Genomic DNA, 18,701 nt, shown 5'->3' on the forward strand with positions numbered 1-18,701 from the left:
TGATCATATGAAGTCACTCGACAAACTGCTGACCATCGCGACCGGCCGTAACGACATTGTTCTGGTGACGTTGCTGATCACGATCGTTTTCATGATGATTATTCCGCTTCCATCAGTGCTTATGGATGTGCTGCAAGCGGTCAATCTGGGAATTGCAGCCCTCCTGCTGATGGTGGCGGTCTACATCAAATCGCCACTCGCATTCGTCTCATTTCCATCGGTGCTTTTGCTGGCAACGCTGTTTCGTCTGGCGCTCGGTATTGCGGCAACTCGCACCATCCTGCTTCATGCGGAAGCTGGCCAGATCATCAAGACCTTCGGTAACTTTGTCGTAGCTGGTAATCTCGTCGTAGGCGCCGTTACCTTCTTGATCATGACCATTGTACAATTTGTCGTCATCACCAAAGGATCAGAGCGCGTTGCCGAAGTCGCTGCACGTTTTTCTCTGGATTCCATGCCGGGAAAGCAGATGAGCGTCGATGGCGACTTGCGGGCCGGCAGCATCGATATGCGAGAGGCACGCAGGCGCCGTGTTGCCATCGAGCGCGAAAGTCAGTTGTACGGTGCCATGGACGGCGCCATGAAGTTCCTCAAAGGGGACGCGATCGCAGGCGTGATCAGCATTATCGTGAACATCATTGGCGGGATCGCAATTGGTTCACTCCAAAAGGGAATGGGATTCTCGGAGGCGCTTGAAGTCTATACGACCTTGACCATTGGCGATGGTCTCGTCGGTCAGATTCCGGCGTTGTTCACCTCGATCACGGCAGGATTCATCGTCACGAGAGTAAGCTCCGAAGACAACAGCGCAGACCTCGGCAATGCAATCGGCAATGAACTGAGTGCGCAACCGCGTGCACTCATGGTTGGCGCATTCATGCTCATCCTGTTCTCCCTTGTGCCCGGCTTTCCGACATTGATTTTTATGGTTTTGGCAGCAGCGGTGGGTGGGGCTGGCTGGCTGCTGCAGCGTCGTGGCCAGCTATTGCGCACTGACTCGCACGGCCAGCCACTCAGCGGGGGAGCGCTGTCGACGAATCCGACTGAGGCCTCTGAGGCAAAGAAGGCAGGCGGCAATGGTATCATGCTTACTGTGCCCCTGATGATCGAGGTTGACCGGGATATCCAGACGATGATCCAGCCGGACGTGCTTGATAAAGCGTTGGTGGCCACGCAGCAGGCGCTGATGCTCGATCTTGGCGTGCCGGTTCCAGCGATCAATGTCCGAATAAGCGAGGATTGTCACAAGGGCGAATATATTATCAGGCTAAATGAAGTTCCATACGGATCGGGACGATTGCGGCCTCAACACATCCTGGCGCGTGATACTCCCGAGGGCCTCGAAATGGTGGACATTCCATGTGTCGTGGAAGAGCCCTCCTTCTTGCCTCAGATCGAGACCGTCTGGGTTGATGTCGCACATCTCGAGTCGCTGCGAGCGGCGGGCATCCCGTATCTGGAATCAGCCCAGATTCTCTCCTGCCATGTTGGTCTAATCGTGCGTCGGCACGCCGATGAGTTCATCGGTATTCAGGAAACGCAAGCGCTTTTGAAGCAGGCGGAGGGATCCTTTCCAGAACTCGTGAAGGAGGCGTTGCGCCTAGTCCCGCTGCAAAAGATTGCCGAGGTGCTCAAACGGCTCGTTTCGGAGCAGGTTTCGCTGCGAAACATGTGCGCTATCCTCAATACATTGGTCCAGTGGGGACAAAACGAGAAGGATACAGTCCTGCTGACCGAGTATGTGCGTGGCGCGCTCAAGAGGCAGATCTGCTTTCAGCATTGTGCCGGTACGAATCTGTTGCCGGCCTACATTTTGACGCCGGAGGTGGAAGATACTGTGCGCAAGTCAATTCGACAGACGTCTGCGGGGAGCTATCTCGCTCTCGATCCGCAGACCACGCAACAGATCGTTGGCAGGATAAAAGATGCCGCCGGCATCCTTGAATCGCTGCCATACAAGCCCGTGCTACTCACCTCGATCGATATCCGTCGATACGTCCGCAAGCTTGTCGAGGCCGATTTGTACGAGCTCCCGGTGCTCTCCTATCAGGAGCTTGCTCCCGACATCTCTGTCCAGCCCTTGGCGCGAATTGCGCTGCAGTGACGTGCATGCCAATGGAAAAGAATGTTCTGACCGATGAGCAGGCCAAGCTCACTTTGCGCGTGCTGTCCGGGCCAAACCTGGGCGCGGAGACATGCCTGGACGAGGGAACGTCGCTCATCGGTAGCCATGATACGGATGACCTCACCTTCGGCGATCCGGAACTCGTCGGTTCGCATATCCGCATTGTTAACGAGTCAGGGAAAATCCAGATCACTGCGTCCGCACCGGGCGTGCTGATCAACGGTAGAGAGTGCACTCCCAACAATCCGACTATCCTTGATCCGTTCACCCCTGTCCGTGTTGGCCGCACAATCTTTAGCCTCGGTCCCGTCGGGCTCGACTTTCCCAAGGAGCATACCGTAGCCGAGCGCCAGGGGGTGGATGCAAGCAGGGCCGCTTCGGATGCGACAGAGTCATCGAGTTTGGGCAGCTGGCGAACACGTCTCGCGGTGGGCTGGATACCGTGGCGATTGCGGTTGGCGGCGGTGGTTTGTGGCCTCCTGATGATAATATGTGGCGCTTGGGCAGGGATGGAGCGGCTTCACTCCCGGTCTTATTTTAACCCTCCGGGCACCCAGCCGATCGAGCCGCAGACGGCCGATCCTCATGGGGCGGACATTGCACCCGACGTCAATATCCAATCGACTGCCGGCAGGCTGACGATCGAACTGGAGCCTGGAGAGAATACCAACAAGAGCCAGTCTGACTGGCAAGACCCCAGGCTTGCGGCTGACCTCACAGCAAAGCGACCGGCTACTGCCAAATTATCTGACGCAAGGCTGATCGACCTCGCAGCTACGATCTTACACGCTTTTGATATCGACGGTCGCGTTCGCGTAGAAGCTGCAGGCGAACTCACAGTAATAGGTTATGGTCGGAGCGATGCTAAAGTAGAAGCGGCCTTTCGTCGTCTCCAGCAGGACATCCCGGGCATCTACAAGACCAATGATGAAGTGGCAACACCAGATCGCGCACGCGCTTTTTTGCTGCGGGCGGCGTCCGCCGAACTCCGCCGGTCCATCCGCATCACCGTAAGGCCCGATGTCGTATCCGTGTCCGGAGCGCTGGCCTCGGCGACATACGATGAGTGGAAGGACGTTGCCGCTCGGTTCGAGGAAAGATTCAGGCCCTATATCCGACTCGAGTCGCGGTGTGAGCTGATGGTATTGCCCGCGGTGCGAGGGGTGCACCTGGGCCGCACACCTTTCGTCGTTGTTGAAAACGGAGCTCAGTTGAAAGTGGGCGACAGCATCGATCACATCGGCAAGATTGCGGCCGTTGACCGCGACGGGCTTATCGTGCGTGTCGGAGAATCGAACCTTCGCATGCTCTATCGAGAGAACCCAGAGTGGTTAACCGAGGATGATCAACGGTGAAGAGGAATCCATCGTGCTTGAGTTGGAAAAGCAGCTGCTAAATGATGTCGATGGCTCCAGCAGAGCCGTCATCAATGAAGACCTCCAGAACTGGAGGCAGTCTCTGAAACGTCACATTGATAGCGGCGTCACGACGCGGCAGTTCGAAGCACTGCAGGCGCTGCTCGAGGCAATAGATTGCGCGACCGAAGTCGTTGATGCTACATGGGTACAGCATCACCGCGAAATAGTCCGCTGAGTAATGAGAGGTGAAATGCATTTCGGCAGTATAACCAGCTCGATTGGGCAATCCGTCGTCCAATCGGAACGCAATGTGAGAGAACGTATGGCAACCATGAACCCGGACGACACCATGGATCTGATTCGCTTTCAGCTCTCAATGACCAAGCACACGACACTGTTGAACTTGAACTCTACCATCATCAAGGCGGTTCACGACGCACTCAATGGTATCATCCGGAATATTGCCTGATCTTCATCGGTAGGTGTGGTCGTTCGGTGCCGGCACGCTATCCGGGCTGATGGGCGAGTCCGGATATCCTGATCATGCCTGAATCGACCGAGCGAAATCGAACGCGACTGATGTCACCTAACTTCCTGCAACTTCGTCATCTCCGCTATTTCCTCGGCATCGTGGATGCTGGTAGCTTTACGGGGGCGGCAGGCATGCTGCACGTGGCGCAGCCTGCCCTCAGCCAGCAAATGGCTGCCCTTGAAGCTGAGCTTGGCGTCGAACTGCTCCAGCGGAGTCAACGCGGCATTCGTCCAACTGCCGCGGGCGAAATCTTCTATCGTGAGGCGGCATCGATCATTGGGCAGGTGGAGCAGTTGGACCGCGTTGTTCGGTCGGCGGCAGGAGAACCGGAAGGCCTGGTAAGGCTTGGCATGTCATCGGGATTTGCGGTGTGCTGGGCTTGCGACTTTATGGAAGCCTGCCGGATGATTCTGCCGAAAGTGCACCTCCGTCTGGTTGCAGGTGACATTGTGCGCATGAGATCGCTTATCGCATCGCGTGCGCTCGATCTCTGCTTCCTTCTGGAAGATGAGCCTATCCAGGGCTTATCGCGGCAGCCGCTCTTTCATCAGCCGCTATCGCTGGTTGGACCTGTGTTTGCGGAAGACGTCACGCATACCATTTCGCTCGAGCGACTGGCTCACCTTCCTCTTGTGCTGCCGACAAGGCCCAACACAGTTCGCAGCGCGTTGGACCGGGCGCTTCAAGAGGTCGGCTTGACACCCAATTGCATCGCGGAAGTCGATACGTTCGCCAGTGCGCTCTCCCTGGTCAATGCAGGCATCGGTAATGTGATCGTTCCGAAGATCGTCTTCTCTGACATGCCGGGACATGGCCGTCTGAGGCTGATCTCGATAGATCCGCCGATCCATGTGACGGCATGCCTGATCTCTTCCGGCAATACTCCGCTGCCCTTCGCGGCACAGGCGGTAGGTGACCTCCTGACAACCCACGTAAAACTGGCGCTTCGAAAAGACAGCAAAAAGAAGGAAGGCTGATTATCATAACGGGAGCCTCGAGGGTACAACCAGTGTGAACCCCGGCCCGAAGTGGAATTCGTCCACCATCGACTGACTCTGAGACTTCAAACGCCAGCGTGTTGCCGAGCGGCCGTCGCCCCGCGATCCGGCCAGCAAATAGTCGAAGCCTAGCTGCAACCTGGGATCTTGCTGGTTGGACTGAGGTTTCACTGGCGCCAGATCGCCGAGGGAAGAAATGTTCGTCGATACAAGTTGCGATTGCGACGACAGTGTAGCTCGCCTGCCGCGGCCCGCGTTCAAGGAAAAGCCCGACGAGCAGCCATCCGACCTGCGGCCCGGGAGCCTGAGCGGGGCGTCATCGCCCGTGCCGGCAATCGATGGGACTGTCTGACCGGCTACCTCGATGACGGTCTTGCGTCGATCGACAGCAACCTTCTAGTCGTCACTGGATACGTACTCTGATCAAGCACAGCGTTCCGATCGGGAGACTGCTTCGCGCCAACTATCAATCGAGTGCGCTTCGCATATTGCCATCGAGCAGGGGAGATACCAGGGGCTCAGGAAAGGTTCTGGGTACCGAAATTGAGCCGGTGACGGCCGGGATTGCCAGCTCTCGCCGAACCTTCGCAGCTTGTTGGCGCTTTGGTGAGGCAGCCTCTTGTTGCGGTCCGGGCGTGAGCTGGCGGCCAAGTTCGGGTGCCAGCGATTCGAACTTCGCCCGCAACTCGTCGGTTAGGGCTCCTGCCTCTGCGTCACCTTGAAGCACCAGAGGATTGAGTAACACCAGGAGCTCAGTTCGCTCTTTGGTTTGTTCAGTACGCCGGAATGCCGCTCCCAGAAGCGGAATGTTCATCAGCAAAGGCAGCCCAGAATCGGCCCGAGAGGTACTATCCTGCATCAACCCACCAATCGCTATCGTATCCCCGTTTCGTGTGGATACGGTGCTCTGCAGGCGGCGTAGCGAAATCACAGGGGACTGGATGCTGGTGAGCTTGTTCTTGTTGGCGGTACTAACCTCCTGAAAAGTGTCGAGTGTGACACTACCGCCGGCGCCTATTCTCGGCGTAACAGCCAAAATTACTCCTGTGTCACGCAGTTCGACGTTGCTGATGATCGGCGAGTTCTCGCTTGCCGGGGATTGGGATGATCGGGACAAGATAGGGACCTGCTCGCCGACCTGGATCGTCGCCGGCTGATTGTCGACCGCGAGAATGCGTGGCGCGGATACAACCTTGACGTCCGCCACCTCGCTCAGCGCATGCAGCACAACGTTGGCACTTGTCCCGGGAAACACATAGGACAAGCCACCTTTTGGAACGGCACCCAGGCCACGAGAGGACAAAAGATAGTCCACCCCGTACCCCAGGCCGTCGTTTAGCCGGACCTCCGCGACAATTGCCTGGATGAGAACCTGACGAGGCTTGACATCAAGACGACGGATCGCGGCATCGATGATCTTGGCATCGCGCGGTGCCGCCAGAATAACAAGCGCGTTCTGGCTGCGATCCGCCTGGATCCGCACCGGCGCCGATAAACCGAGACTGGCCGGAACTACTACCGCTTCGTGCTTTGCTTGCACCGTCTGCGTGTTCGAGTCGGAGTCTGCGTTCGGCGGGCTGGACGGGTTTGGAAGAAGGTCTGATCGACTGGCCAGGTTTGCCACCGGCACCTTGCCGGACTCTCCATCGGACTGTGCGGGCGCTGCTGCAACGCTCGGGTCAGCGCCGAAGATTTGCGCCAGCACCTGAGCCACTTCCGTCGCCCTTCGGTACTTCAGAGGCCGCACTTGAACGTTTGCTGCTGCCTTCGACGTTCTGTCCAGCTTCTCGATTGTCGCACGCGCGTGCTGGAGCGCCGCAGGATCGTCGGCAATTACAAGAATGCCGTTCAACCGCTCCAGTGATGCAAACCGGACTCGCGCCGGACCCTCAGCATTCTGATTGAATAGAAAATTGAGGTCTTTCTCGACTGCGGCGGGACTTGCCTGAGCCAGGGTATACAGAGCAAAGGACTTGTGGAGCATGCTATCGATGTCCAACAAGGCTATGAGTTCACGCGCGGAACTGACGCCACCGGGCGGGCCGCTGATCGCAATGCCTCGTTGTCCGGGGGCGGGCGCCAAATGAACGTTTTCCTCGACGTTTGGTCGGATGACCTTGATGACCTCGACTGGGTCGACATAACGAACGGGAATTACCTTAACATCGCCGCGCCCTCCGTCGGCGAGATCAGCCAGGCGCGCCACCCTGACTCCCCGGTCACCTGCCGCCAGTCCGTAACCAGACTTTCCCAGCACTTCGTCCAGAAGCCGCGGAACATCATTCGCCGGAACCTTGCCGGAAGTCCGGAGCGTTATCTTTCCCTCTACGCCTGGATCGATCACAACGGACATGGCCAAGATATTGCCGACGACGTCATTCACGACCCGCCGAATATCAGCATTGACGTAGTCCAGACTGACGCGCGTGCTATTGGTGGTGACCGGTAGCCGACGCTCCGAGGTTTCGGCAGGTGGGGCGGATGGCTGGGTCAACACTTCAAAGCCCCCCGCGAGCGGTGCGCTCTCCGAGTATGTAGGTTCGGACACCTTCCGAATGCCGCTCGGCGGGTTCAGTAGAACGCTGCGCTCAGCCGTCGAGCCTGCGCATCCGGTGAGGAGTAGACAAAGAAACGTGAGTGCCGTGGGGTGCGAAGGGGGACACACTTGCGGAAGATGTGCATTCATTCAATGTTTCCATGTGCCAGCGCAAAGCCATCCTCTGGAGCTTTAGCAGCGCGAGCGATATTGGGCCTGGCGCTCAGCGGCGAAACTTTCCCGAGGATAAGACAAATAGCAGCTTGATGATTCTTCCGAGTGTCAGTACCGGAGACCCGCCAAGCTGCAAATTAATTCATCGATATCGGGCCATAACGGGAAGTGATGGAGCTGCGAGCGCTCCGTGCTTTGACCACACATTGATGGTCGCCTGGATAAGCAGGAGCGGTATTCACCACGCGGCACGTTTCGATGAGTTGTTGCCAATCTCGGCTGTTACGGGTGAAGCGCGAGATCGCGGACGCAAACTGGACCAACCCTTGCCAGGCAGTCAAACTCCGCTGCCATTGGCTCCAAAACGGCGCGTTGTATGCCGTCGTCGGCTGAACGAGCGCGATGATCATCGATCTCGTCAAGCCATGACCACCCGAGTGCCGTCGGCCGCTCCCGCATGACTAGTACAAGCGGGCTGCTCTCGCGGCACACTCCTTGATGCGCCGGAATTTGACGCACGTAAGATCATGCCGCGCTTCAGATGATGAGGCACTATGTCAGAAATCATCGATCTTCTTAGCGGCGGCGTAGCTGTCCTCGCAGCATAGCTGACATGGCCCAGCAGCAGGACCGCTATGATTGTGGCGTCTTCGTGCTCGACGCGACGCGGACGCTGGTTAGACGTTTGGCGGAAGGACAGCAGCCAGAGCAGCTGCGCCTTAACAACATCGGCGCAGATCGGCAGGCCTTGCAGGATCGACTAGGCGCTTTTCCCGGGTTGGGCTGACCGGGCTGACTGGAATATTGAGCGGTGCCAAGTCCTTGAGAATCCGCCCCCGCTCATGGAGGGGATCAGGCGGCCGTTCAACAACCATATGGATCGGGCCTGGCCCGATCGTTGGGCTGCGCCATAGCGCGATCAGCTGGACCGATATCGAAAATGTATTTGCTTCTGAGCGGCCCTAAGCAGATCAAAGGGGTGGAAGGGAGTGCCTTGTGCTGAGCGGCGCTTACCTTCCTCTTGTCTCCGGGGTACAAGGTCGTGATTGGTGACTGGAGCGATGAGCCGCGGTGCTGCAATGCGCGAATTGAGCTGTCTGCATGGCATTTCAGCGTGCCTGTCGCTGCGGCGCGTTTGATGTCTGGTGAAGCTGCGATGGAGCTGCCTTGATGAAGGTCCGTGACAGCGCTTCGATGTCGGCAATCGCGCCATGTGACCGCTCGCCCCCGCGCGTGCTCGCGGCCCAGAAGCCTGTGCCTGGTGCGGATTACGAGCGCTTTCGGCGACGACTCGAAGAGGCCGCTCTGGATGACTGCGAGTCGCCCGCGGATGGTTCCGGCTGCTCGAAGCTCGGCAACGATCAGCATGATCCGGTGGCGATGGGGGGCGTTGCGTCCTCCTGCGTGCCCGTCGTCTCGCACGAACCCGTCATGCTGGATTATGCACAGGATCCGGGAGTGGACGGAAAGCCTTCACGTTCCACAGAGCTCGCTGAGCTGGCGGAGGCGATCGTTGAGCGCGGTTTGATATGCCCGGACCGCAGGGGGGGCGCGACGGCGTATATCACGTTGAATCGCGTCGTGTTTGGAAGCGCAAGTGTGTCCGTCAGATGCCGCGACGATGCGCTATCTCTCTCCATCGTCTCCGACCACCTTAGGTCCATCTTGCAATTGCGAGGCCAAGCGTTTGCGCGCCACTTGTCTGATCGGCTCGGCATGCGCGTCATGATTGCAGTCGTTGGCCGAGGCTGGCGGGAAGAGGGCTGTCATTGGCACTCTTCCGGTTCGGAGACGACATTCCACTACAGCGCTGAGAAGCGCTCATGATCGATCTTCCGCGCTACGATGGACGCGATGCTGTCGCAATATCGCGAATTGCGAGTCGTCTTCCGTTTGCTTTCAGTCTCGCCGGCATCGAAGCGCAGGCGGTCATGGCCGATTCAACGCATCGGCACATCCCGGTGCCAAGTTACACCGTGTTAATGAATGTGCAAGGCCACAAAATCCGCCTCGCATTAGGGGCAATGCTCCTTCCACAGCTGGCCGTAGAACGATGGCCGGAGATCACCACATTGTCTCCTGGCCACGGCCTGGGTGAGATATTGTTTGATATCGTTCTGCAGGATCTGGCGATCGAGGTCGAGCGATGGTGCGGTCTGCGGCCGACCTGGTCCTGCTCCGACGTCGCGGCCCCGCGTCCCTACGCGTTCAAGATCGTTCGGCTGGAGCAACCGAACGATCTGGTCGGTTTGGTGGAACTCGATGGTGAGGGGCTGCAGTGGGTCGCCGACTGTTCCTCCGACCTGCCGGTCGTAGCCGCAGCGCTCGATGAGCTTCCGCTTCTTCTGGATGTGCGCATTGCTCCCATCAGCCTTGCCGTGGCGGAACTACAGCGACTTGCGCAAGGTGACGTCATCATGCTCGACAACCAATCGGTGGGCAAGGATGGCGTGATGAGCGTTGTCGCGCACCTCTCTAACAATCCCTGGTTTCGTGCCTCGATCCGGGATTGCCGCCTCTCTGTCCAATCAGTAGTGGATCGTTTGATGGGTAAGCCGGAGTTCCTCCCGTCTGAAAGCCTCGACAGCCTTAATCTGACCGTCGATGTTGATGTCGGACGTTTGACCATGCCGCTCGGACAGCTTCGTGAACTCGCTGTGGGCCAGGTCATCGATCTTGGCTTTGATGCAACCACTAACGTTTCTCTGCGCGTCAATGGCCAAGTCGTCGCGACGGGTGAGCTGGTGCGCATTGCTGAGCGGACCGGGGTGCGCCTGCTGGATCTGCGCTTGCCCCGGGCTGAGCGATGAATAAGTTGCCCGATCCGGCGACGCTTGTCGTCCTCATGGGAGCCATCGCGGTCCTCCCCTTCGTTGCGATTACGGTAACGTCCTTCGTAAAGCTTGTCGTTGTCTTTGGGCTGCTGCGCAACGCACTCGGCGTTCAGAATATCCCACCGAACATGGCCTTGAACGCGATCGCTATCTTACTTTCAGTCTACATCATGCAGCCAGTGGCGAAGGGCGCGTATCAGGCTCTGCGTGATAGGCCAATCGCGTACCAAACGTTCGGAGAATTGGTCGACACGATAGCCATAGGTGCCGAGCCAGTTCGTGACTTCCTCATCAAAAACACGTCCACGACAACACGTCATTTCTTCGTCAATGCCACGCACAAGTTGTGGAGCAAGGAAGACGCGGCTGACGTGGTCGACAACGCATTTTTGATCTTGATCCCGGCCTTCATCACGTCCGAACTGGAAGAGGCATTCAAGGTCGGATGCTTGCTGTTCCTCCCCTTCATCGTTATCGATCTCGTTATCTCCAACATCCTTCTGGCGATGGGCATGATGATGGTTTCACCCATGACGATATCCCTGCCATTCAAGCTGTTCTTGTTCGTTGCCGTGAACGGGTGGCAGCGCCTCATCCACGGCCTCGTCTTGTCCTACGCAGGACCGGCGTCTTGAATTCCGCCACGCTCGTCAACGTCGCCGTCGAAGCGCTTACACTGTCGGTTGTGCTGTCCTTGCCGGCAGTCCTCGTCGCTACGATCGTGGGACTGACCATCAGTCTCATCCAGGCCATGACTCAGATTCAAGAGCAAACACTTTCCTTCGCTGTGAAGCTGATAAGCGTAAATCTTGTGCTGGTCGCCACCGCGAGCTGGTTTGAGGAGCTTGGCCGGTATACCATGCGAATCTTCGACAAGATCGGCGCAGTGTAGGCGTTGGAGCTCGAGCGGGTCATCGATTGTCCATCGCGTGCGGCATCTGCAGAAAGGACCGCGGCCGCTCTTCATCATCCTGGTTGTCTTTTCATGTTGTCACTTGATCCGGATGAGATGCGTACCGCCCTCGTTGTTCTTGTGCTCGCGGTTGCGCGCATATCGGGCATGATGCTGGTCGTCCCAGTCCTCGCGCGCAATATGATGACAGGAATGGCACGCAACAGCGTGATCATCGCATTGTCGTTCCCTGTAATAGGACGCGCCTGGACAACAAGGCCTGAGGACCTCGACTTGGCCAGCCTGACGCTGATCTTGGGCCTCGGACTGAAGGAACTTCTGCTCGGGCTTGTACTCGGCTTGCCAGTTGCCGCCGTCATGTGGGGCGTGGAGGCGTGCGGCACGTTCATTGACAACCAAAGGGGTGCAACGATGGCCAGTCTGCTTGATCCGGCAAGCGGCAATCAAACCTCGCCGCTTGGGACATTCCTGGGTGAGCTTTACCTCACATGGCTGTTCGTCACGGGAGGCTTCTCCAAGCTCCTGGAGGCACTCTATCGTTCGCATGAAATCTGGCCTGTGTGGACCTTTCGTCCGACAATTGGTCCAGCATTCGTCGGAGAGGTACTGAGCCTCGCGGACCTCGTCATGCTGTTGACATTGCTCCTCGCCGGTCCAGCCATCCTCGCCATGCTCTTAAGTGAATTGGGTCTGGCGCTGATTGGTCGGTTCGTGCCACAATTGCAGGTCTTCTATGTCGCGATGCCGGTCAAAAGCGTGGTTGGTCTGCTGCTGCTGATCCTGTCGCTCGCGACAGTTTTGACTCATGCCGGCGATCATGGGCTATCGCCTGTCGCATTTGTTCGCCGCATCGCCATGTGAGTATTCATGCCAGCTGGTAAGAGCGAAAGACCGACCCGTCAGAGGCTGCGCGAGCTGCGCAAGAAAGGACAGGTTGCTCAGAGCAGGGAGGTTGTCTCGGCGGTGCTGACCATTGGGTTCTTCGCCTTGTTCGTCACCTCTTTGCCTCGCCTGGTGGACCGATTTGAGGCCGCGCTCCTGTTACCCATCGCGCATCTGAAAAATGAGAACTTTGTCGTTGTCGCGCTGCAACTCTTCGGATCGTACGGCCGTGAAATACAGAGCCTGACAATGCCGTTTCTCGGCGTCGTCCTGATCGGCGGTGTCGGCGGCCACATGTTGCAGACCGGAGTGCTCTTCTCGCCCTCAGCAGCGGCGCCATCGCTCATGAAGCTGAACCCAAGTGAGAACATCGGCAGGATATTCTCGTCGCAGAGCCTCTTCGAGCTGAGCCGATCAGTCGTGAAGGTGCTGTTGCTCGGTCTCGTTCTTGTATTTGTGGTTCGCGCAGCAGTAAGTTCGCTTGTATGGATTCCGAGTTGCGGAATATCCTGCCTGGCTTTGCTGACGGGTAACCTCTTATTCTATGTCGCGGTCTGGGCGGGGTCGATCCATCTTGTCGTGGCAATTGCGGACTTCGCGTTCCAGCGGTGGCAGTTCGAGAAGAGGAATATGATGTCGCTGGAGGAAGTGAAGCGAGAATACAAGGAAAACGAAGGCGATCCCCTGATCAAGAGGCGCCGCAAGCAACTTCGTTCGCAATTAATGGCCAAGAATCCTATCGCCTTAGCGCGCAGTGCGACCGCGTTGATCTCCAATCCCACGCATATTGCAGTGGCGCTTTACTACGATGGGCAACAGACTCCGCTACCCGTGATTGACGCTATTGGTACCGACCTGCTCGCACAGCAAATGATCGCGGCCGCCACCGCCGCTGGCGTGCCGGTGATGCGAAATGTTCCGCTGGCGCGTGCGCTCCTGGAAGACGGTCTGGTCGATGAATATATCCCGTCACACTTGATTGAACCTATCGCAGAGGTGTTGCGAGCGCTCGGGGACCTTGCGACCGAGACCGGTGGTGATCGGCTCTGAATTCGTGAGGTCAGTTGCGAGCTTCGGAATAGTCAGCATGGCGCGAATGAAATAGACCCCTTGGTGCCACCTTCGACGCCATCCTCCTCAGAACCGAGTAATTTGTCGTGAATTGTTCGGCAACATTCTTCGGATCGCTATTAGGTGCCCCCTAGGATGGATGTGGGCAATTTAAGGCCTGGGCAGGTAGTGGCGGGTGGAACGCGAGGCGTCCGGAGAATGCCACACGCTTCACATCCACGATAAGTCGCCGTTACGAACTCCGCCCTCATAAGGTTTCAGGGAAAGTTCAGAATAATCGTATTGGCCGTCAACCTGAACGGTAGCCACGCTTGCGCCGATACGAGCGGCCCTATCATTCGTGCCGATGCACCCATAATGACTCAATATTTTGCACGCCGCGGACTATCGGGTACCGTAGGGCAGGGGCCGTCCAGTACTCCTGGATGCCGAAGTTGTTCTCGGCGTCGTTCAGTCGGGATAACGGGCATCTTGTGCAAGACGCAGATTGTCCCAGCCCTGGCGTCGAGCCGCCGATCTGGCGGTCGACGTTCTCGAGTGGTTTGCACCTGCGAGCGGCATGGCGCCGTCGGGTGCAGGTCGGACCCGGGTTGCATCGCATGAAGTTGGTGAGGAAGCGAACGTGGATCTAGACGAAACGATACAAAGGTCCCGACAAACGATCAAGCAAATGGACCGCCTTCTAAGGAGGGCGGATGCTCAACTTGAGTGGCTGGCTCAACTATCGGACGCCGGGGCTGCCGACCCGGAATCCCCTCCTGCGAGTAACGGCGATTGCGACGGGGGCTCTGACGCATCTTATTCATGCGAGCAGGCGGCCCCAGGCGATGTTTTGCCTTCACCCGAAACGACTTTGAATCTTTCATGGCTCGGACAAAGGGTGTGATTTGGCGAGCGGGGTCGAGCAAGGCCTATTGAGCGATCCTGAGGCGGCCGATGCGATTGACGGCGGAGCCTCGTCGCACCTCGCGCTCGACTTCATGGCGGGGCGCGCGACGTTAGGCGATGTCGTTGGCATTACAGACGAAGAACTTGAGGCACTATATGCGCTCGGTTACCGCTATTACTGCTGCGGCAAATATGAGCACGCGCTGAGTTTCTTTCGCTTTTTATGCTTGCATCGACACACTGACGCGCGATCCTGGCTCAGCCTGGCTGCTGCCAGTCAGATGCTTGAGGATACAGAGGGGGCGGTGCAGGCTTACAAGTTGGCTGCGCTCCTGAACAGCGAGGACCCGCAGATACCACTTCGCGCTGCAGAATGTTTGGTCAAACTGGGGCGCCCGGCAGCAGCCATAGTCGCGCTCGGTGATGTCCTGACGCTCAGCGCCGGAAATTCCGAGCTCAACACGTTCGCCTGGCGCGCGCGACGGATGCTCGACCGTCTGAAAACGGAAAGGAACTCAAATGGCGCATAGCTTGAACGTAACCGGTTGGAACAGTGAAGCGCAGTACGAAGCAGGGACGCTGCTTGTACCCGGTCGCTCCTTGATTGCTCGTTCAGGCACGCTCGATACGACAGCAATTGGCAATTTGCCGCCAGCAGTCTCCCGCAAAATCGTCGCATCGGGTTCGATTCCGAACCTGGCGCTGCCGCGCGGGCTCGACCCGGTAGAACTTGCTAACAATCTGCTGGCATTGAGGATCAAAATGGCTGACCGGCTAATTGCGAGCGGGATGGCGGATGTTCGACACGAAGGCGAACTGCTAAGGCAGCAGCACGAGACGATCGGCAACAAGATCATCGAAGCCGCTAACGCTATGGCGAAAGCGAAAAAGAGCGCACACATAAGGAAGTTCCTCGGGTGGCTCGCGGTCGGGCTCTCGGTCGCGGCCGCCGTGGTCACCGGTGGCACTCTTGCGACAGTTGCCGCGGCAGTGACAGTTGGCGTTGCGGTGCTCAACGAAACGGGTGTCGTCGACAAGATGACCCAGGCGATTGCCAAACGTCTCATGCAAGACGGCAACATGGATGCTGCCCAAGCGAACAAAGTGGCTGTCGGCATCACGATGGGCATCATATTGTCGGTTACCGTGCTGACGGCAGGCGCCGGGCTTATGGGTGGGGCTGCGAATGGAGCCCGCGCGGCCGCTATGTGGAGCCGCCTTGGTGAGGCCGGCGCGTCAGCTCTCCGTGGACTTGCCTCCCTCGCAAAGCAACCGGGCTCGTTGGCAACCGTCCTCTCAAGGGCCATGAATCAAGCCGCTTCCACGATTGCAGATACAACCTCGAACGCTACCAGGATTGCTCAGATCAGCCAGAAGGTTTCGACTGCCGCCCGCGTTGGCGAGGCAACTGCTTCGTTCGGCGGGGCCGCTGCGGGCATAGCGAATGGGGTTCAGCAGAAGGAGGCCGCGGACACTCAGGCGGACGCTTTGGACATAAGGAAGCGAATTACGTGGATGAAAGAGCTTCAAAACAACGAGATGGACTTCATCAAGCGGCTCGTCCTCGACCAAAAGGCGACCACGCAGAGGATTGCCGAGGCTATCGAGAGCCGCAGTGCAAGCGATGCGTCTCTCATCCGTGCCTTCGCCTAATCATTTCTAACAGCCTTCTCTTGCGAGCGTAAGGAACGCATTCATGCTAGGTGCTATCGAGCGTGTAAATGTCGTCGGCGTTGATCCATTGGACAATGCCGCGCATCGTCAGCTTTCGCCGAGTTCGCCCTCTGTCTCCCTCCGCGGCGCCCGCGCACCAGAGGCGACCACTACTCAGTCGCTTGCCCATAGTGTTAACGGCGCGCCAAGTTCTGCACTGCTTGGAAACTCGGGGTTTCCTGAGCGTGTTACTCAGCAGACGCTTTCAGGTATTGCGCCCAAGCTCGAGGACTTTGCGACGGGGAGCAACATGTCGGCGATCGCGGCGCTCATTGTTCGTCTCAATTCTGAGCTTCGCAAAGCGGCCAGAGAGGACATGTGGGCTGCGGTTGGCGCCGATATCGCTGCGCAGGACGCGGCCGCCAAGTCGATTCGAAGTTCAGGGCTCTACCAGTTGTTTGGCTCGATCGCCGCATCGAGTGGCGCTATCGCCGGCGCCGGCATGAACCTCAAGGGTGCTCGCCAGAGTCAATTGCGATTCGAAAGCAATGCACCCAAGTCCTCGTCTGGTCTTGACGCCCACACTTCTAATAGCATGGGCCATTTAGAAGTTACGCGCATGGCTCACGCGCAAACCGCGGCCGCAGAGGAGACCATGAAATGGGGGGGCATGGCCGCCATGACAACGGAAACGTCCAAGATCGCGGGGGCCGGCATGAACATGGCGTCCACTCAATGTCAGGAAGAAAAGGCGAAGCATGACGCGGATAGCACCAAGGCGAAGGCCCACGCGGAGGACGAAAGGCAATTCATCGATTACTATCAGACGCAGATTCAGGACATGCTGAGCAAGCTTGCGGAGATGCGTAGTGCTGATAGCGAGACGAGGAGCAAACTCGTCAACATGGCCTGAGTGCAACCCATCATTTGAACAAACGATGTTTTAGACCGGAAGGAGGGTAGAAAATGATCAATGCAACTGCAAGCGTGCCGTCCTACAGTGCGGACCATGCCCTCACAGATGGGCAGTCGCTATATGCGACCATGATGCTGCTCATGATGGAGCGACACGGCATCTACGAGACGCAGCTCCGGGCTGATTATGCCAGCATGCAGGCGCGTAACAATCTTTTGAAAGACATGAATAGCGCATTGGCGACTCTGCGGGCCGAAAGGCCAAATGACGACAAGACTGTTAAAGCGTACGGCACCTTTGTCGATTCGCAAGGCAAGACCCGAAGCGTCTATGAGTTCATACAGGCGAATGGCATCGCCATCGAGAAAATCAATAACGACGTATATGGCATACAGGCGGAGTTCGACGCCGCGATCAACAATCTCAAAGCGGCGATTGATAGCGCCAACAGCGAAGGGCAAATGGCAGTGATTTCGCTTCAAGGGCTTCTGGATAAGCTCAATCAGGTCACTCAATTGACATCTAACGTTCTGTCGAAAGACGAAAAGGCCAAGGAGGCCGTCATTGGCAATATTCGATGATGGGCCAGTATTGACGGCTGCGGGCAGGTAATCGCTGCTACACTACAAAACGTTACAGGAAGGGTCAGCACGATGCGGTCAATCAATTAGTTGATAGATCCATAGCGGCCTGTTCTGGTCTTGTGGTGGATCGTTACGGAGGAGCTCGTCTTTGGTTCATCCGCGGAAGGAATGATCGGTCCCGCTGCCCTTGGCAACAGGAAACGCTGGCAGTCTTTCGAAAAGTACCGCGATCGGAGTCGCTGATCAGCAGCGGATCAGCGTCGCTGCAGTCTGTCAGTTGCCTTGTCGTTCTTCCGAGGTCGAAACCCATGTGTATGCGAGGCGATTTCAAAAGCTTCGGGCTCGATCCACCGGTTGAACTATGGCGGGGGCTCCCGATTGAGTCGTTACGTTGCGCCGGCGGACGCCTTGGGAGCGGGGTCCCAGCCCACATGCTGCCGGTGATATTCGCCGGTATACGTGCGCCAGCGAGGCGCCTCTCGGAAGAGGCGGCCGCGCGGTCTTATGAAAGGCGCCATGCATATTTGCTCTGACTGCGAATGCCTTGTCACGCTCTGCGAAGAAACACCTCGTGCTCCAGGCCTGGCGGTCCAATGCTGGCTATGTAGTCCAATCCGCGGATGGTCAATCTTGTCTCCGGCCGCACTTCGTCCGGGAGCACACCATGCAGCCGCATTCCTTTCTTGAAGTCCTCGCTCGCCCACTGCTCACCATGCTCCCATCCTTGCGGAAGATACAGCTCGAGTGCTGGCATCGCAGGTTGCGATTGCGCGCCTGAAATGCTGCGCCGGTCGTTGAATTCTCAAGAGTCCATGATGGCATCGAACTTGGCTGATTGATGCTGTCCGCTGGCGAATGGCCGCCCGAAGCGATCATCTCGAGGAGCTTCGCCGTATCCAGACTCTCAGTGGGCAATAAGCCAGTCTGCTCCGCGCCCGGCCGGTATGGATCCGGCTGGATTGACTTCGTCTTCTGGCGAACGGACGGGAGAAGCGAGCATCCCTATAAGCTCTGCGGTATCGAGACTTTCGGTTGGCAGCTGATCAACCGGATCCATACCGTCCTGACGCTCCGCCAAATTGTCGATCGTCTGCGAGAATGTCGGTTCGTCATCCAGGAGCCGCCGAAGTTTCTCCGGGTCGACACTCAAGATCGGCGAGAAGGCCCAGAACATCAACCGCCAGCGTAGCTCCTTCCGCACCGGAAGTGCGCCCGGCGTTGCGGTATTCACGGATCG

18 protein-coding genes are annotated in these 18,701 nt (G+C 57.8%); 16 read left to right on the top strand and 2 right to left on the bottom strand.

Annotation, left to right across the window (positions count from 1 at the left end; all coding sequences use genetic code 11):
* Positions 1 to 7: 7 nt before the first annotated feature.
* The 5 genes from sctV to AS156_RS12370 all read left to right on the top strand — a co-directional run bounded on the left by sctV (position 8) and on the right by AS156_RS12370 (position 4,992).
* Positions 8 to 2,104 carry a type III secretion system export apparatus subunit SctV gene (gene sctV, locus AS156_RS12350; RefSeq protein ID WP_066504015.1) on the top strand — a complete coding sequence of 699 codons (2,097 nt, stop codon included), beginning with the start codon at positions 8 to 10 and terminating at the stop codon, positions 2,102 to 2,104.
* Positions 2,105 to 2,115: 11 nt separating this feature from the next.
* Positions 2,116 to 3,480: an FHA domain-containing protein gene (locus AS156_RS12355; protein ID WP_066504016.1), complete on the top strand. Its 1,365-nt coding sequence runs from the start codon at positions 2,116 to 2,118 to the stop codon at positions 3,478 to 3,480.
* Positions 3,467 to 3,718: an EscE/YscE/SsaE family type III secretion system needle protein co-chaperone gene (locus AS156_RS12360; RefSeq protein WP_066504017.1), complete on the top strand. Its 252-nt coding sequence runs from the start codon at positions 3,467 to 3,469 to the stop codon at positions 3,716 to 3,718. Before AS156_RS12355 ends, AS156_RS12360 begins: the two co-directional genes overlap by 14 nt.
* 15 nt (positions 3,719 to 3,733) lie before the next feature.
* On the top strand, positions 3,734 to 3,952 hold the full coding sequence (locus AS156_RS12365) for an EscF/YscF/HrpA family type III secretion system needle major subunit (protein WP_066504019.1): 219 nt from the start codon (positions 3,734 to 3,736) through the stop codon (positions 3,950 to 3,952).
* A 74-nt stretch (positions 3,953 to 4,026) separates the two neighbouring features.
* Positions 4,027 to 4,992 carry a LysR substrate-binding domain-containing protein gene (locus tag AS156_RS12370; protein WP_082747470.1) on the top strand — a complete coding sequence of 322 codons (966 nt, stop codon included), beginning with the start codon at positions 4,027 to 4,029 and terminating at the stop codon, positions 4,990 to 4,992.
* A gap of 487 nt (positions 4,993 to 5,479) precedes the next feature.
* Here the strand turns inward: AS156_RS12370 and AS156_RS12375 are convergent, their stop codons facing one another.
* Entirely contained in the window at positions 5,480 to 7,507 is a 2,028-nt protein-coding gene (locus AS156_RS12375; RefSeq protein ID WP_160331087.1) for a secretin N-terminal domain-containing protein, read from the bottom strand.
* An 829-nt stretch (positions 7,508 to 8,336) separates the two neighbouring features.
* Between AS156_RS12375 and AS156_RS41985 the strand changes: the two genes are divergently transcribed.
* From AS156_RS41985 to AS156_RS12430, 11 genes are all read left to right on the top strand, one after another.
* The gene (locus tag AS156_RS41985) at positions 8,337 to 8,510 is read left to right on the top strand and encodes a Ulp1 family isopeptidase (protein WP_136626171.1); all 174 of its coding nucleotides are present in this window, start codon (positions 8,337 to 8,339) and stop codon (positions 8,508 to 8,510) included.
* A gap of 383 nt (positions 8,511 to 8,893) precedes the next feature.
* A complete protein-coding gene (locus AS156_RS12385; protein ID WP_066504023.1) occupies positions 8,894 to 9,550 on the top strand; it encodes a hypothetical protein in 657 nt (218 codons plus the stop codon).
* On the top strand, positions 9,547 to 10,533 hold the full coding sequence (locus tag AS156_RS12390) for a FliM/FliN family flagellar motor switch protein (protein WP_066504024.1): 987 nt from the start codon (positions 9,547 to 9,549) through the stop codon (positions 10,531 to 10,533). The genes AS156_RS12385 and AS156_RS12390 overlap by 4 nt, the downstream gene beginning before the upstream one ends.
* Positions 10,530 to 11,192 (top strand): type III secretion system export apparatus subunit SctR, encoded by a 663-nt coding sequence (sctR, locus tag AS156_RS12395; protein WP_066504026.1) that lies wholly within the window; start codon positions 10,530 to 10,532, stop codon positions 11,190 to 11,192. Before AS156_RS12390 ends, sctR begins: the two co-directional genes overlap by 4 nt.
* Entirely contained in the window at positions 11,189 to 11,449 is a 261-nt protein-coding gene (sctS, locus tag AS156_RS12400; RefSeq protein WP_066504027.1) for a type III secretion system export apparatus subunit SctS, read from the top strand. Before sctR ends, sctS begins: the two co-directional genes overlap by 4 nt.
* Positions 11,450 to 11,542: 93 nt before the next feature.
* Positions 11,543 to 12,331 carry a type III secretion system export apparatus subunit SctT gene (gene sctT, locus AS156_RS12405; RefSeq protein ID WP_066504028.1) on the top strand — a complete coding sequence of 263 codons (789 nt, stop codon included), beginning with the start codon at positions 11,543 to 11,545 and terminating at the stop codon, positions 12,329 to 12,331.
* 6 nt (positions 12,332 to 12,337) lie between these two features.
* The gene (locus tag AS156_RS12410) at positions 12,338 to 13,402 is read left to right on the top strand and encodes an EscU/YscU/HrcU family type III secretion system export apparatus switch protein (protein ID WP_066504029.1); all 1,065 of its coding nucleotides are present in this window, start codon (positions 12,338 to 12,340) and stop codon (positions 13,400 to 13,402) included.
* Between the two features lie 935 nt (positions 13,403 to 14,337).
* Positions 14,338 to 14,841: a SycD/LcrH family type III secretion system chaperone gene (locus AS156_RS12415; RefSeq protein ID WP_136626172.1), complete on the top strand. Its 504-nt coding sequence runs from the start codon at positions 14,338 to 14,340 to the stop codon at positions 14,839 to 14,841.
* Positions 14,831 to 15,964 (top strand): type III secretion system translocon subunit SseC family protein, encoded by a 1,134-nt coding sequence (sctE, locus tag AS156_RS12420; RefSeq protein WP_066504034.1) that lies wholly within the window; start codon positions 14,831 to 14,833, stop codon positions 15,962 to 15,964. The genes AS156_RS12415 and sctE overlap by 11 nt, the downstream gene beginning before the upstream one ends.
* 43 nt (positions 15,965 to 16,007) lie before the next feature.
* On the top strand, positions 16,008 to 16,877 hold the full coding sequence (locus AS156_RS12425) for a hypothetical protein (protein WP_136626173.1): 870 nt from the start codon (positions 16,008 to 16,010) through the stop codon (positions 16,875 to 16,877).
* Between the two features lie 53 nt (positions 16,878 to 16,930).
* Positions 16,931 to 17,461 (top strand): hypothetical protein, encoded by a 531-nt coding sequence (locus tag AS156_RS12430; protein ID WP_066504038.1) that lies wholly within the window; start codon positions 16,931 to 16,933, stop codon positions 17,459 to 17,461.
* A 907-nt stretch (positions 17,462 to 18,368) separates the two neighbouring features.
* Here AS156_RS12430 and AS156_RS12440 read toward each other — a convergent pair.
* Positions 18,369 to 18,695, bottom strand: a complete 327-nt coding sequence (locus AS156_RS12440; protein ID WP_136626174.1) for a hypothetical protein — start codon at positions 18,693 to 18,695, stop codon at positions 18,369 to 18,371.
* Between the last annotated feature and the right edge of the window lie 6 nt (positions 18,696 to 18,701).

The organism is Bradyrhizobium macuxiense (assembly GCF_001542415.1).
Taxonomy (GTDB): domain Bacteria; phylum Pseudomonadota; class Alphaproteobacteria; order Rhizobiales; family Xanthobacteraceae; genus Bradyrhizobium; species Bradyrhizobium macuxiense.

Excerpts from the sequence above, each read along its gene's own strand:
- AS156_RS12425 (WP_136626173.1), top strand. The coding sequence starts at position 16,008 with ATGCTAGGTGCTATCGAGCGTGTAAATGTCGTCGGCGTTGATCCATTG.
- AS156_RS12390 (WP_066504024.1), top strand. The coding sequence starts at position 9,547 with ATGATCGATCTTCCGCGCTACGATGGACGCGATGCTGTCGCAATATCG.
- AS156_RS12430 (WP_066504038.1), top strand. The coding sequence starts at position 16,931 with ATGATCAATGCAACTGCAAGCGTGCCGTCCTACAGTGCGGACCATGCC.
- AS156_RS41985 (WP_136626171.1), top strand. The coding sequence starts at position 8,337 with ATGGCCCAGCAGCAGGACCGCTATGATTGTGGCGTCTTCGTGCTCGAC.
- AS156_RS12410 (WP_066504029.1), top strand. The coding sequence starts at position 12,338 with ATGCCAGCTGGTAAGAGCGAAAGACCGACCCGTCAGAGGCTGCGCGAG.
- AS156_RS12385 (WP_066504023.1), top strand. The coding sequence starts at position 8,894 with ATGAAGGTCCGTGACAGCGCTTCGATGTCGGCAATCGCGCCATGTGAC.
- AS156_RS12360 (WP_066504017.1), top strand. The coding sequence starts at position 3,467 with ATGATCAACGGTGAAGAGGAATCCATCGTGCTTGAGTTGGAAAAGCAG.
- sctV (WP_066504015.1), top strand. The coding sequence starts at position 8 with ATGAAGTCACTCGACAAACTGCTGACCATCGCGACCGGCCGTAACGAC.
- sctT (WP_066504028.1), top strand. The coding sequence starts at position 11,543 with ATGTTGTCACTTGATCCGGATGAGATGCGTACCGCCCTCGTTGTTCTT.
- sctE (WP_066504034.1), top strand. The coding sequence starts at position 14,831 with ATGGCGCATAGCTTGAACGTAACCGGTTGGAACAGTGAAGCGCAGTAC.
- AS156_RS12370 (WP_082747470.1), top strand. The coding sequence starts at position 4,027 with ATGCCTGAATCGACCGAGCGAAATCGAACGCGACTGATGTCACCTAAC.
- AS156_RS12365 (WP_066504019.1), top strand. The coding sequence starts at position 3,734 with ATGCATTTCGGCAGTATAACCAGCTCGATTGGGCAATCCGTCGTCCAA.
- sctR (WP_066504026.1), top strand. The coding sequence starts at position 10,530 with ATGAATAAGTTGCCCGATCCGGCGACGCTTGTCGTCCTCATGGGAGCC.
- AS156_RS12355 (WP_066504016.1), top strand. The coding sequence starts at position 2,116 with ATGGAAAAGAATGTTCTGACCGATGAGCAGGCCAAGCTCACTTTGCGC.